The 13,370-nt window shown below is 68.8% G+C and carries 14 protein-coding genes; 6 read left to right on the top strand and 8 right to left on the bottom strand.

Annotation, left to right across the window (positions count from 1 at the left end):
- From ACLJRM_RS38975 to ACLJRM_RS38995, 5 genes are all read right to left on the bottom strand, one after another.
- On the bottom strand, nucleotides 1-651 hold the full coding sequence (locus tag ACLJRM_RS38975) for a response regulator (protein ID WP_410665908.1): 651 nt from the start codon (nucleotides 649-651) through the stop codon (nucleotides 1-3).
- Complete coding sequence (locus tag ACLJRM_RS38980; protein WP_410665909.1) at nucleotides 648-2,195, bottom strand: GAF domain-containing protein; 1,548 nt, start codon at nucleotides 2,193-2,195, stop codon at nucleotides 648-650. Before ACLJRM_RS38980 ends, ACLJRM_RS38975 begins: the two co-directional genes overlap by 4 nt.
- Before the next feature lie 30 nt (nucleotides 2,196-2,225).
- Nucleotides 2,226-2,699, bottom strand: coding sequence for a pyridoxamine 5'-phosphate oxidase family protein (locus ACLJRM_RS38985; protein ID WP_410665910.1), 474 nt, complete (start codon nucleotides 2,697-2,699; stop codon nucleotides 2,226-2,228).
- 109 nt (nucleotides 2,700-2,808) lie between these two features.
- Nucleotides 2,809-3,240: a nitroreductase family deazaflavin-dependent oxidoreductase gene (locus tag ACLJRM_RS38990; protein ID WP_101610125.1), complete on the bottom strand. Its 432-nt coding sequence runs from the start codon at nucleotides 3,238-3,240 to the stop codon at nucleotides 2,809-2,811.
- Between the two features lie 10 nt (nucleotides 3,241-3,250).
- Complete coding sequence (locus tag ACLJRM_RS38995) at nucleotides 3,251-4,033, bottom strand: TetR/AcrR family transcriptional regulator C-terminal domain-containing protein (protein WP_410665911.1); 783 nt, start codon at nucleotides 4,031-4,033, stop codon at nucleotides 3,251-3,253.
- Nucleotides 4,034-4,111: 78 nt separating this feature from the next.
- Here ACLJRM_RS38995 and ACLJRM_RS39000 point away from each other — a divergent pair, with 78 nt between their 5' ends.
- Nucleotides 4,112-6,373, top strand: coding sequence for an ATP-binding cassette domain-containing protein (locus ACLJRM_RS39000; protein WP_410665912.1), 2,262 nt, complete (start codon nucleotides 4,112-4,114; stop codon nucleotides 6,371-6,373).
- A 49-nt stretch (nucleotides 6,374-6,422) separates the two neighbouring features.
- Here ACLJRM_RS39000 and ACLJRM_RS39005 read toward each other — a convergent pair whose 3' ends face one another.
- Complete coding sequence (locus tag ACLJRM_RS39005) at nucleotides 6,423-7,283, bottom strand: hypothetical protein (RefSeq protein ID WP_410665913.1); 861 nt, start codon at nucleotides 7,281-7,283, stop codon at nucleotides 6,423-6,425.
- Between the two features lie 136 nt (nucleotides 7,284-7,419).
- Here ACLJRM_RS39005 and ACLJRM_RS39010 point away from each other — a divergent pair, with 136 nt between their 5' ends.
- The 5 genes from ACLJRM_RS39010 to ACLJRM_RS39030 all read left to right on the top strand — a co-directional run bounded on the left by ACLJRM_RS39010 (nucleotide 7,420) and on the right by ACLJRM_RS39030 (nucleotide 11,021).
- Nucleotides 7,420-8,553 carry a metallophosphoesterase gene (locus ACLJRM_RS39010; protein ID WP_410665914.1) on the top strand — a complete coding sequence of 378 codons (1,134 nt, stop codon included), beginning with the start codon at nucleotides 7,420-7,422 and terminating at the stop codon, nucleotides 8,551-8,553.
- 123 nt (nucleotides 8,554-8,676) lie between these two features.
- Nucleotides 8,677-9,321 carry a DUF998 domain-containing protein gene (locus ACLJRM_RS39015; RefSeq protein ID WP_410665915.1) on the top strand — a complete coding sequence of 215 codons (645 nt, stop codon included), beginning with the start codon at nucleotides 8,677-8,679 and terminating at the stop codon, nucleotides 9,319-9,321.
- A gap of 23 nt (nucleotides 9,322-9,344) precedes the next feature.
- The gene (locus ACLJRM_RS39020; RefSeq protein WP_410665916.1) at nucleotides 9,345-10,142 is read left to right on the top strand and encodes an alpha/beta fold hydrolase; all 798 of its coding nucleotides are present in this window, start codon (nucleotides 9,345-9,347) and stop codon (nucleotides 10,140-10,142) included.
- 10 nt (nucleotides 10,143-10,152) lie between these two features.
- Nucleotides 10,153-10,692: an O-acetyl-ADP-ribose deacetylase gene (locus ACLJRM_RS39025; protein WP_101610132.1), complete on the top strand. Its 540-nt coding sequence runs from the start codon at nucleotides 10,153-10,155 to the stop codon at nucleotides 10,690-10,692.
- Between the two features lie 26 nt (nucleotides 10,693-10,718).
- Entirely contained in the window at nucleotides 10,719-11,021 is a 303-nt protein-coding gene (locus ACLJRM_RS39030) for a hypothetical protein (protein ID WP_102906585.1), read from the top strand.
- Between the two features lie 76 nt (nucleotides 11,022-11,097).
- On the opposite strand, the gene ACLJRM_RS39035 is transcribed toward ACLJRM_RS39030, so the two are convergent.
- Nucleotides 11,098-12,081, bottom strand: a complete 984-nt coding sequence (locus ACLJRM_RS39035) for a TolB family protein (protein ID WP_410665917.1) — start codon at nucleotides 12,079-12,081, stop codon at nucleotides 11,098-11,100.
- Nucleotides 12,078-13,322 carry an MFS transporter gene (locus ACLJRM_RS39040; protein ID WP_101610135.1) on the bottom strand — a complete coding sequence of 415 codons (1,245 nt, stop codon included), beginning with the start codon at nucleotides 13,320-13,322 and terminating at the stop codon, nucleotides 12,078-12,080. Before ACLJRM_RS39040 ends, ACLJRM_RS39035 begins: the two co-directional genes overlap by 4 nt.
- Nucleotides 13,323-13,370 lie beyond the last annotated feature (48 nt).

Consider the following 13,370-nt stretch of genomic DNA (forward strand, 5'->3'; position numbering starts at 1 on the left):
CTACGAGGACGGCTTGCGGCGTTGGGTGGCGTAGACGGCGGCGGCGGTGCGGCGTTCGAAGCCGAGCTTGTGCAGCAACGAGGACACGTAGTTCTTGACCGTCTTCTCCGCCAGGAACAGCTTTCCGGCGATCTGGCGGTTGGTCAGCCCGTCGGCGATGTGGTCGAGCACGCGCCGTTCCTGCGGGCTCAGCTGTTCGTACCGCGGGTCCGGATGATCGTCGGTCTCGCCGCGCAAGCGGTTCATCACCGACGCCGTCAGCGTGCTGTCGAGGAGCGATCCGCCCGCCGCGACCGTGCGGACGGCCTTGACGAGCGCACCGCCGGACACCTGCTTGAGCATGTACCCGGCCGCGCCCGCCATGATCGCGCCGAACAACGCGTCGTCGTCCGAGTACGACGTCAGCATCAGGCAGGCGGGCGGCGGTTCGACGGACGCCCGGATCTCGCGGCAGACACTGATCCCGCCGCCGTCCGGCAGCCGGACGTCGAGCACCGCGACCTGCGGTTTGACGACGGGGATCCGCACGAGTGCTTCGGCGGCCGTGGACGCCTCTCCCACCACGGTGAGATCGTCTTCCGCTTCGAAGACGGTCTTCAGCCCGGTGCGGACGAGTTCGTGATCGTCCAGCAGGAACACCGAAATCGTCATCCCACACTCCCCTGTCGGGCCGGCAGCCGCACCGACCAGTCGAGCCTCGTCCCGCCTTCCGTCCTCGCTTCGACGCTGAACGACCCGTTCCAGCGGGCCGCGCGTTCGGCGAGGTTCGCCACGCCACTGCGATGGCCGGGTTCGGCGGGCATGCCGACACCGTCGTCCACCACCGAAAGCTTCAGCCATCGCCCGTCACGGTCGACCGAGACGTCGACCGACACCGCCGTCGCCTCCGCGTGCCTGACCACATTGGACAGTGCCTCGCGCAGGGTCGCGATGAGATCCGAGCGGACCGTGTCCGGCACCGTCGAATCGAGTGGCCCGTCGAACCCGACCCGGGGTTCGGACGCACAGCCCGCGTCGAGCGCGACGCGCAGCAGTTCCGATCGGAGGCTGCCCTGCGCCTCCGCCGGTTCCTGCAACGAAAAGATGCTGTTGCGGATCTCGCGGATCGTGCGGTCGATCTCGTGCGCGAAAGTGCTCACGCGTTCGGCGACGGAGGGTTCGGCCGCGAGCCTGCCGAGCCCCTCCAGGCCGAGGCCGATCGCGAACAGCCGCTGGATCACCAGATCGTGCAGGTCGCGGGCGATCCGGTCACGGTCCTCGAAGACGGCGAGCCGCTGCCTGTCCTGTTGCGCACGGGCGAATTCGACCGCGAGCGCGGCGTGCGCGGCGAAGGTCTCGGCGAGCTGGACGTCGTAGGCGGAGAACGGTGTCTTGTCACGGAACTTCGCCACGAGCAGGACGCCGAGCTTCTCCTCGCCGACGATCAGCGGGACGGCGACCGTGGAATCGAGATCCTTGATCACCGCGGGCATCACGGCACCGCGTTCGCCCTGGTACTCGACCACCTTTTCGCCGTAGTCCCGGACCACGACGGGTTTGCCGGTGGTGAACGCCATCCCGGTCGCGGTGCCCTCCGTCGGCACGACGATCCCGGCGAGCCGGTCCGCGTCCGGCCCCGGCGGCTCGACGATCTCGAAGACCAGCTGCCCGTCGCCTCGCGGACGGGCCACCGCGCCCGCCGTGCCACCGGCGACGACGCGGGCGCGATCGGCGATCAGGTGCAGGGTCGCGGTCAGGTCCTGGTCGGTCAGGAGCGCGCCGGTGACGTGATAGGACGCCTCGAGCCAGCGTTCGCGCCGCTGCACCTGGTCGAACAGCGCGGCGTTCTCGATCACCACACCGGCCGCCGCGGTGAGCGCGACGAGCAGGTCCTCCTCGGCTTCGGTGAACTCTTCACCGTCCGGTTTGCGGGCGAGGTACAGCATCCCGAAGATGCGGCCGCGCATGCGGATGGGCATCACTCGGGACTCGTCTTCGGACGGCGGGGTCTCCCACGCATCACCGAAGCGGATGAATTCGTCCGAATCGAGCACGCTCAGCGCGCCGAACGGCGCACCGGTCAGCTCGCAGGCCGATTCGACCATGCGCCGCAGGACGTCGGGCAGGCTGAGATCCTGGGCGATCCCGGCCACCGCGTCCAGAATTCTCGGCGCCTTGGCGTCACCCGCCGCACTCACCCGCCGCACTGGCGTCACCGTCCCGGAGTAACTCCCCGGGCAGTGGGGTCAGGAATGACAAACGCGCCCGGATCGCTCACCTGGTGCGTCGATCACGGACAGTGCTTCGTTACTGCACACGCCGAGGATCCTTCGTCCGGTTACGGACTCCACCGGGATCCGGAGGTACCGGGAGTCCGTTCGCCCAGTCCAGCAGCCCAGCGGCAAGGTCGCGAGCTCGGCGGTCACGATCGGGTCACGCACCTCGGAGGCACGGCCGAGGACGGTGACGTACCAACCGGTCCCCAGGTCCGTGGCGAACCCGTCGACGGCGAACGCCACCACACTGTCGAGCACTCCGGCGAACAACGCGCTCTGTGACGGCGTCCGGATCACGATCGCACCGTGGTAGAGCGCGAACCGCGCGGGCTGGATCGCCGGCAGTGCCCGGGAGGTGAACACCACCCGGCCGAGCCCGGAACCCGCGAGCAGTGACAGGCACTGCTCGCGGTCGAGCGTCTCGAGACCCAAGGAGTCGTACATCGGCATCCTCGCGTTCTCAATCGTGTAATTCGTCGAGAACAACGGTCCCTCGCTTACCGACTCGCCGGTAGGGCCGATGGACCCGGCCCCTCGCGGGGGATGCCGGGCGTTACGCCTTGGGTGCCAGCAGGACCACGGGGATCTCGCGCTCGGTCTTGGTCTGGTACTGCGCGTAGTTCTTGTAGTCCGCCGTGATCTTCGGCCACAGACGGGCGCGCAGCTCGCTGTCGGCGACGCTCGCGACCATCGGCTGCGCGGTCTCACCCTTCAAGGTGACCTGGACGTCGGGGTTGTCGCGGAGGTTGAGGAACCACGCCGGGTGCTGGTCGTCGCCACCGCGGGAGGCGACGATGACGTACGCGTCGCCCTCGCGCAGCGGCGAGGTCAGCAGGACGGTGCGCGGCTGACCGGACTTGCGGCCGATGGTGGTCAGCTCCAGGACGGTCATCCCGGCGACCTGCCAGCCGGCGCGGCCGCCGCTGGCCTTCTGGATGACGCGATGGACGGCGTTCATGGTCTTCAAGGCGAAATCACTGGGCATGCGGAGAAGGCTACTCCGCTTTCATCGCGACTTCGATCCCGTCCAGGAGAACGGTCAGCGACAGCTCGAAGGCCTCCCTCGCCTCCTGCTCCAGATAGGACACCGTCTCGTCCTCCATGCGGAACGCGTGCTCGCCCTCCAGCCAGGTCAGCGTCGGAAAACGCTCGGCGAAATCCGGCGAGACCTCATTCAGGTGCGCAGACCGCTCGTACCACCACTCGTCGTCGGACTGGCCCGTCGCCTTCTCGGCCAGCCGCGACTCCGAAGCCGTCCTCGCCGGCTCGCGCACGCATGAGTACAACGCGCTGATCAGCCGTCGCAGCACCACCGGGGACAGCCCGGTGCGGCGCAGGATCTTCACGAGCGCCTCCAGTACTACGTACTCGTTCGGCCCCAGCACCGGCCGCGCCTGCGAGACCTGCAGGACCCAGGGGTGCCGCAGGTAGAAGCCCCAGAGGTCCTCGGCCCAGCGCGTGGCGTCGGCTCGCCAGCCTTCGCCGTCGTAGGAGACCGAAAGCTCGGCGAGCGCCTTGTCGTACATGAGATCGAGCAGTTCGCTCTTGCTCGGGACATAGGTGTAGAGCGCCATGGCCGTACGGCCGAGCTTGTCCCCGACGGCACGCATCGAAAGGCCGGTCATACCCTCGGCGTCCGCGATCGCGACGGCGGTCTCGACGATCAGCTCCACCGAAAGTCCCGGCTTGGGGCCGGGACGCTCGACGTCCGGCGACTCCGTCCGCCACAGCAGGGCCATCGACCGTCGAGGATCCCCCTGAGCCGCGTAGACGACCACTTGCCCACTCCTTACAGCATAAAGTAACCTCTGCTACCCTCACTTTACAGGCTAAAGAGTTCTAACCAGGGGAGAGCCATGCCTTCGGCCGCCGACAGCCACGACATGATCCAGGTGCGCGGAGCCAGAGAGAACAACCTCGCCGACGTCTCGGTCGACATCCCCAAACGCCGCCTCACCGTCTTCACCGGTGTTTCCGGCTCGGGGAAGTCGTCCTTGGTGTTCGGCACCATCGCCGCGGAATCGCAACGGCTGATCAACGAGACCTACACCGCGTTCATCCAGTCCTTCATGGCCCCGGTCGGACGGCCGGACGTGGACACGCTGCGGAACCTGAGCGCCGCGATCGTCGTCGACCAGGAGCGGATGGGGGCCAACTCCCGCTCCACGGTCGGCACCGCAACCGACGCGCACACGATGCTGCGGATCGTCTTCAGCAGGCTGGGCCGGCCGCACGTCGGGACGTCGGGCGCCTTCAGCTTCAACCTTCCCGAGGGGATGTGCCCCGACTGCGAGGGGCTGGGGAAGGTCTCCACCATCGACGTCGACCAGCTCGTCGACAAAGAGCTTTCACTCGACGAAGGGGCGATCACCGTCCCGAACTTCGCGCCGGGGTCCTGGTACTGGAAGGGACTGGCTGAGGCGGGGTTCGTCGATCCGGCGGTCAAGCTGAAGGACTACACGCCCCAGCAGTGGGAAGACTTCATGCACAAACCCGCCACCAAGATGAAGCTCGGCGGGATGAACACCACCTACGAAGGCCTGCTGGTGAAGGTCCAGCGGCTGTTCCTGGCGAAGGACAAGGAGGCGACGCAGCCGCACATCCGGGCTTTCGTGGATCGCGCGATCACCTTCCAGCGGTGCCCGGCGTGCGAAGGCGCCCGGCTCAACCAGGCGGCACTGTCGTCGAAGATCGACGGCCTGAACATCGCCGACTGCTCGTCGATGCAGATCAACGACCTGGCCGATTTCGTCCGCAAACTCGACGATCCGTCGGTCGGCCCGTTGATGGAGACCCTGCGCGGCACCCTCGACTCGCTCGTGGAGATCGGCCTCGGCTATCTGAGCCTCGACCGGGAATCCGGGACGCTGTCGGGCGGCGAGGCGCAGCGCGTGAAAATGGTGCGGCACCTGGGTTCGAGCCTCACCGACGTCACCTACGTCTTCGACGAGCCGACCGTCGGGCTGCACCCGCACGACATCCAGCGCATGAACGGCCTGCTGCTCCTGTTGAAGGACAAGGGGAACACGGTGCTCGTCGTCGAGCACAAACCGGAGACGATCGAGATCGCCGACCACGTCGTCGACCTCGGACCGGGCGCCGGGCCGAACGGCGGGCAGATCTGCTTCACCGGCGACGTCGCCGGACTCCGCGCGTCCGGCACGCTCACCGGACGGCACCTCGACCACCGGGCACGGCTGCGGGACGAGGTCCGCGTGCCCACCGGGCAGCTCGAGATCCGGAACGCGACGCGGCACAACCTGCGCGGTGTCGACGTCGACATCCCGCTGGGGGTGCTGACCGTGGTCACCGGGGTCGCCGGTTCGGGCAAGAGCTCGCTCATCCACGGCTCACTGTCCACAAGGGACGACGTGGTGGTGCTCGACCAGTCGGCCATCCGCGGCTCGCGGCGGAGCAACCCGGCGACCTACACCGGTCTGCTCGACCCGATCCGCACCGCGTTCGCCAAGGCCAACGGCGTCAAGGCGGCCCTGTTCAGCGCGAACTCCGAGGGCGCTTGCCCGAAGTGCAAGGGCATCGGGCTGATCTACACCGATCTGGCGATGATGGCCGGGGTCGCGACGGTCTGCGAAGAGTGCGAGGGCAAGCGGTTCACCGCCGAGGTGCTGACCTACAAGCTGCGGGGCAAGGACATCAGCGAGGTCCTCGCGATGCCGGTCGCCGAGGCGCGCGAGTTCTTCACCTCGGGGCAGGCGCGGACGATCCTGGACCGGCTCTCCGACGTCGGCCTGGGTTACCTCGGGCTCGGGCAGCCGCTCACCACGCTCTCCGGCGGGGAGCGTCAGCGGATCAAACTGGCCATCCGGATGGCGGAGAAGTCGGCGACCTACGTCCTCGACGAGCCGACCACCGGGCTGCACCTCGCCGACGTCGACCAGTTGCTGGGGCTGCTCGACCGGCTCGTCGACGACGGGAACACGGTGGTGGTCATCGAGCATCACCAGGCCGTGATGGCGCACGCCGACTGGATCGTCGACCTCGGACCGGGCGCGGGGGTGGACGGGGGCGAGGTCGTCTTCACCGGGACTCCTTCGGAGCTGGTCACCTCCGGTGACACGCTCACGGCACAGCACTTGCGCGCTTACGTGGGGCGCTAGCGCGCTATGAAAGTCCCCTTCATTGCAAATTTTGCAATGAAGGGGACTTTCATAGCATCCGGGACCCACAACGAACCGCTTCACGAAGGGCGACTGCACCGCTCACAGCCAGCACCCCCAGCGCGAGTCCCGAAGTCACCGTCTCGACAGGCGAAGCCGCCAGCGGCGAAACCCCGGCGACGGATTCGACCCCCACCACCGCGGTCAGCACGGCGTAAGCACCGATCGCCACCCACACCAGCCGCACGCGCCGCCGTTCCGTCCAGTCCGCGAACCGCAGCAGCCAGGCGAGCCCTGGCAGGATGAGGATCGCGTGCATCGCCACCGCGTGCAGCGGCTTCAGCGCGCCCGCGGTGGTGTACGCGGCCTGCGGGTTCCCGCCCCGCGCCTCGACGACGCCGCTCGCGATCATCGCGGCGCCCGCGCCGAGCGCGACCAGCAGCGCGACGAGTCCGGATCGCACCGCGAGCCGCATGCTCGGCGTGGTCTCCCCTTCGCCGCGCATCGCGGCCGCGGTGAACGAGACCGCCGTCAGGATGATGACGCCGCCGCCCGCCGCGAGCGTCGTCGACACCGCGTTGTCGAAACCGGTCTCGAAGTTGAAGTGCGACGGCACCCCGCGCCAGGCCTGCATGCTCACCAGCGCCGTCTCGACGACGCTCGCCCCGGTGAAGACGCCGAGCAGCACGTTCCGCACGCGCGGCCGTACCGCGACGTACGACGTCGCCCAGGCGACCGTGACCAGCGTCAGCCCGAACGCCCACCCGAACGTGACCGCCTTCCGCATCGACAGCGGCCCGGTCCACGAATCACCGGACGCGATCAGCACGACCGCGTGCACGACACCGCTGAGGAAAAGGAGCGCCCCGGTCACGTAAGCGACGCGCTCGATCCGCCGTAATTCCTTCATACGAAAGAGTGTCTTGCGGTCCGGCTCGCGAATCGTCGCCCGTGAAGCGACACCTCGCGTACGTCCACCGACGTAGCTGAGAGGCCCTCAGCGAGGACCGCGGTAGAGACCAATGGTCTGTTAGTCTGGCCGCATCATGCCCCGCATCCTTGTCCGCGTCGCCGCGCTGATCGCCGTTCTAGCCCTCCTGTTCGGAGTGCCGTGGTGGACGATCGTCGGATCCCCCGAACTGCCGGCCGCGCTCGAAGTCCTCGGAACGATCGTGTTCGCCGTCGCCGCACTGGCCGTGCCCGCGTGCATGATCCTCGGCCACGGCCCGTGGCAACGCGACGTCGCGGCGAAGGTCGGCGACCTCTCCCTCGGGCTGATCTGGCTGCTGTTCTCCTTGTCGGTACTCGGAAACGTGCTGCGACTCGTGCTGTCGGTGTCCGGAGTGGACAGTGCGGCGGGAATCGTGTCCGGCGTCGTCCTGCTGGCCTTCGCGGCACTGGCGGCGTACGGGATGGTCGAAGCCCGGCGCGTGCCGCGGCTCAAGGAGCTCGACGTCGTCCTCCCCAGGCTCGGCGCCGGGCTCGACGGTCTCCGCTTCGCGATCATCACCGACACCCACTTCGGCCCGCTGAACCGGACGAAGTGGTCGGAGAAGGTCGTCGAGGTGGTGAACGAACTCGACGCCGACGTCGTGGCCCACGCGGGCGACCTCGCCGACGGTTCCGTCGCCAAGCGCGCCCAGCAGGTCGCGCCGCTCGGCAAGGTGCGCGCGAAGCTCGGCAAGTTCTACATCACCGGCAACCACGAGTACTTCGGCGAGGCACAGGCCTGGCTCGACCACATGCGCGACCTCGGCTGGGAACCGCTGCACAACCGGCACCTGCCCGTCTCGCAGGGCGGGGACACGCTCGTCTTCGCCGGGATCGACGACCCGACCGGCGCCGCCTCGGGCCTCCCGGGCCACGGCCCCGACCTCCCCGCCGCGCTCGACGGCGTCGCCGCGAGCACCCCGGTCGTCCTGCTCGCGCACCAGCCGAAGCAGGTCAAGCAGGCCGCCGAGGCGGGGATCGATCTCCAGATCTCCGGGCACACCCACGGCGGCCAGATCTGGCCGTTCCACCTCCTGGTCCGGCTCGACCAGCCCGTCCTTGCCGGGCTTTCGCGCCACGGCGAGCGCACGCAGCTCTACACGAGCCGCGGCACCGGCTTCTGGGGACCGCCGTTGCGCGTCTTCGCGCCGAGCGAGATCACCCTCCTGACCTTGCGAAACAGCAAGTAGTCCTTTGGTCGCGACGCCTTCGGGCGACGCACGGGCATCACCGACAAATTTTTTTGTCTTGACAACTTGATAGTTCGGAGCGAGAGTTGTGCGCAACGCACCCCGCTCCGAAAGGCCGAGACGATGACCATCGCCGCCACCCGCACCCACCTCGCCGTTCCGGCCCGCGCCCTGCTCGCCTGCGGCGCGGTCTCGGGCCCGCTGTACTTCCTGACCTCGCTCGTCCAGGCCGCGGTCCGCGACGGCTTCGACCTGACGAAGCATCCGGCGAGCATGCTGAGCAACGGCGACGCCGGCTGGATCCAGGTGACGAACTTCCTGGTCACCGGCGTCCTGGTGATCGCCGGAGCGATCGGGCTCAGCCGGACGCTGGAACCCGGCAGAGGCAGCGTCTGGGGTCCACGACTGCTGGGCGTCTTCGGTGTCAGCCTGCTGTTCGCCGCGGTCTTCAAGGCCGACGCGGGCAATGGCTTCCCCGCCGGCACCGGCCCGGCCACCCTCAGCACCGCGGGCGTCCTGCACATGGCCGCGGGCTCGGTCGGCTTCCTCTCGCTGATCGTCGCGACCTTCGTGTTCGCGAGCCGTTTCTCCCGTGAGGGCCACCGAGGTTGGGCCGTCTACTCCCGTGCCACCGGCATCGCGTTCTTCGCCTCGTTCGCCGGGATCAGCTCCGGCAACGCGAACGCCGTCGTGATGCTCGCCTTCTGGGCCACCGTGATGCTGGCCTGGGGCTGGGTCACCGCCGTCACCATCCGCACCGCCCGCTAGACAACCGAGGAGAATCCCCCGTCATGAGCACCGTGACCTCGCAAGACGGCACCACCATCGCCTACACCCGCACCGGCTCCGGCCCGGCCGTCATCCTGGTCGACGGCGCGATGTGCCACCGCGAATTCGGTCCGGCCAAACCGCTGGCCGCCGAACTGGCCCCGCACTTCACCGTCTACACCTACGACCGCCGCGGTCGCGGCGAGAGCGGCGACACCGAGCCGTTCTCCGTCGCCCGCGAAGTCGAGGACATCGCGGCGCTGATCGAGGAAGCGGGCGGGAGCGCCCACGTCTACGGGATCTCGTCCGGAGCCGCGCTCGCCCTCGAAGCCGCGAAAACCGGGCTCCCGATCACGAAACTGGCGGTCTACGAATTCCCGCTGGTCGTCGACGACACGCGCCCGCCGGTCCCGGCCGACTACACCGAACGGCTGGAGACGGCCATCGCCACCGGACGGCCCGGCACCGCGATCAAGACCTTCATGCGCGAAGGTGTCCGCGTCCCGGCTCCGGTCGTGTTCATGATGCAGTTCATGCCCGCCTGGCCGAAGCTGAAGAAGGTCGCGCCGACCCTGCGCTACGACGCCGCGCTGTTCGACGGCCTGCACGACGGCACCCCGCTGCCCGAGGGCCGCTGGGCGAGCGTCTCCGTGCCGACGCTGGTCATGGACGGCGGCAAAAGCCCCGCGTGGATCCGCAACGGTGTCGCCGCGCTGGCGAAGGCGGTCCCCGGTGCCGAACACCGCACGATCGAGGGCCAGACGCATATGCTCAAGCCGAAGGCGGTGGCCCCGGTGCTGATCGGGTACTTCAACGGCTGACGGAGCGGTCATGAGGATCGAACTGGTCGAAGGCGACATCACCGAACAGCAGGTCGACGTCGTGGTGAACGCCGCGAACTCGTCCCTGCTCGGCGGAGGCGGGGTGGACGGCGCGATCCACCGCCGCGGCGGACCGGAGATCCTCGCCGAATGCCGGGCCCTGCGCGCGGGGCACTACGGCAAGGGACTGAAGACCGGAGAGGCGGTCGCCACCACGGCGGGCCGCCTTCCGGCGCGCTGGGTGGTGCACACCGTCGGACCGGTGTGGTCCGACTCCGAAGACCGCTCGCCGCTGCTGGCGGCCTGCCACCGCAACTCGCTGCACGTGGCCGCGGACCTCGGCGCGCACACTGTCGCGTTCCCCGCGATCTCGACCGGGATCTACCGGTGGCCGGTGGAATCCGCCGCGGAGATCGCCCTGGAGACCGTGCTGAGCACGCTCGCGGCCGGGACCGGTTCCGTCGAGGTGGTGCGGTTCGTGCTGTTCGGGAAGGCGAGCTACGACGTGTTCCGGGAGCAGGCGGACGCGCTGGGGGTGGCGGACTCGTGAATGATCGCGAACGCCGACTGAAACTCATGGCCGACTACGACTGCCAGCCACTCTGGGACGTTTCGGCCCCGGGAGACATCGACCCCGCGTCATTGCCGCTCGGCGGCGAAACCCGCGAGCGGATCGCGGCCTGGGCGGGGCGTTACGACGACACTCTCGACCGCGATGTCCCGCAGAGGTCGGGATTCCGCACCGAGGAGGCCGCGCGCCGGTGGCTCGAGGACGGCCGCCTGCTCGCGGAACGGATCCGGCGCGAACTCCCCGGCTCGTGGTCGCTCGCCTACTTCCACGAGCACGACAGGGCCGCTGATCTCATGTCGGGCCGCTGACGCTCCCCCTCCATGCTATGAAAGGCCCGTTACTTGCAAAATTTGCAAGTAACGGGCCTTTCATAGCGCGCGCCGCCTACACCCCCGCAGGCGAGGCACCCCGCGCGACCAGCTCCCGGGCCGCTCCGCTCCCGTCCGCCGGTACCGCCCAGATCCCCGACTCCAGCCCGTAAGCCACGGTCCGGTCGTCGAGCCACGCCGCCTGGTCGTCCACGCTCCGCGTCTCGGCCAGCAAGGTCTCCTGACCGGAGGCCAGATCGAGCACGGCCAGCCGCCACGGTGCCGCGAGATCGGCGGAAACCCGCTTCTTGAAGGCGATCCGCTTCCCGTCCGGCGAAAGCGACGGGCACTCGACGTTCTCCCGGATCATGTTCGCGCTGAACCGCTCGTAGTCCGCCTCGACGAGGTAGGTCTTCCCCTTCGTCCCCACGGTCGCGTAGAACTTCTTGCCGTCGGCGGCGAAGGTGATCCCCCAGTAGTTCACGTCGGACGAGTAGTACTGCTTGCCATCGAGGAACAACGCCATTTCCTCGACGCTCTTCAGCAACTGCCCGCTCGTCAGGTCGAGGATCCCCGCCCTGGTCGAAAACCCTGTCTCCGCATAGGAATCCCCGTTGACGAACAGCGTCCAGTAGGCGAGTTTGCCGTCCGGGGAGACCCGGCCGCGGCTGGGGGTGCCGGGCAGTTCGACCCGGCGGATCTCGTTGAGGTCCTTGTCCAGCACGATGACGTCGGTCATCGGCGGCAGCACGCCGGGTTGCGCGGCCAGGCAGAGTGCCGTCCCCGCCGAAGCGGCGAACCGGTCGCAGCTGAGTCCGGCCACCTTCCGCGGTTCGCCGGGCGAATCCGCCGGAACGGTGGCGAGGTGGCCGAAGTCGGGACCTTCGGCGGTGTTGCGGAACAACAGCTGCCCCTTGGCCTGCACCGAGACCGGCTGGCCCGAAACCACGGCCACGGCGTTGACGCCCGGGCCGCGGTCCCGCGAGTAGAGGCCGTAGCCGACGGCCGCCGTGATCAGGACGGCGACCGCCGCCACCACACCCAGGATCCGCGTCTTCATGCGTATGTCCTCAGTGGACGGAGTACGGCGGCCGCGACGACCACGACCACCAGTGCGCCGGCGGCGACCAGGACCGCGACGTGCAGGTCCCAAGCCGTCCACGCGAGTCCGAAAAGGACGGACGCGAACATCCTCGTCGTCGCCTGACCGGTCTGCACCAGCGCCAGTCCGCTCGCCCGCTGGTGCTCGGGGAGCAGCGGGCCGGCGGCGGCCATCAGGACACCGTCGGTGGCGGCGTAGAAGACACCGTGCAGCACGAGCGCCAGTACCGCCAGCACACCGCCGTCCACCGGACCGAGCAGCGCCAGCAGTGCGACGACCAGCGCGACGTGCCCGCCGAGGAACACCTTCCAGCGGCCGATCTTGTCCGAAAGCCTGCCGAGGGGGACGGCGAGCAGGAGATACACACCGGCGGTTCCCAGCGGCAGCAAGGGAAAGAAGACCGCGCCGAGATCCCATCGGCGCTGCAGTACGAGGTAGAGGAACGAATCGCTGAGGGTGACCAGGCCCAGCAACGCCGCCCAGACACAGATCCGGCGGAACGACGCCTGCCGGATCAGGCCCGCGGTCTCCCGCAAGGAGACCTTGTGCCGTTCGGCCCTCGGCTTGGGCTGGTGGTCCTTGACCAGCACCACCAGGATGATCACGCCGATCGCGGCGATGCAGAAACTCGTGAAGAACACCGAGTCGTAGCTGCCGAGGCTGAGCCACAGCACGGCCATCGCGACCAGCGGCCCGAGGAACGCGCCGAAGGTGTCCATCGCGCGGTGCACGCCGAACGCGCGGCCGAGGTGCTCGGGGTCGCTGCTCAACGTGATCAGCGCGTCCCGCGGCGCGGTCCGGACACCCTTGCCGGTGCGGTCGGCCGCGAGCACCGCCCCGATCGCGACGGTGGACGAACCCGCCAGCATCAGGCCGATCTTGCCCAGCGCGGAGAGCCCGTAGCCGAAACAGGCCACCGCCTTGAGCCGTTGCCACCGGTCCGCGAGATGCCCGCCGACGAGCCGGACGAGCGCGGTGACACCGGAATAGAGGCCGTCGAGCACGCCGAACTGCAGCGGGCTCAGGCCGAGACCGAGGACGAGATAGAGCGGGAGGACCGCGGTCACCATCTCCGACGAGATGTCGGTGACCAGGCTGACCAGGCCGAGCGCGACGACGTTCCCGGTGACGGCCCGCTTCATGCCGCTCTTCGGTACTTCCGCCGCGGTGTCCGCTCCCCTGGCGGTGGCGATGTACATGGGAGACCTCCTACGCCGGATCGGGTGCCGGGCCGCGACCCGGCACCC

Origin of the sequence: Amycolatopsis sp. lyj-84, assembly GCF_046549075.1 — a bacterium.
Taxonomy (GTDB): Bacteria; Actinomycetota; Actinomycetes; order Mycobacteriales; family Pseudonocardiaceae; genus Amycolatopsis.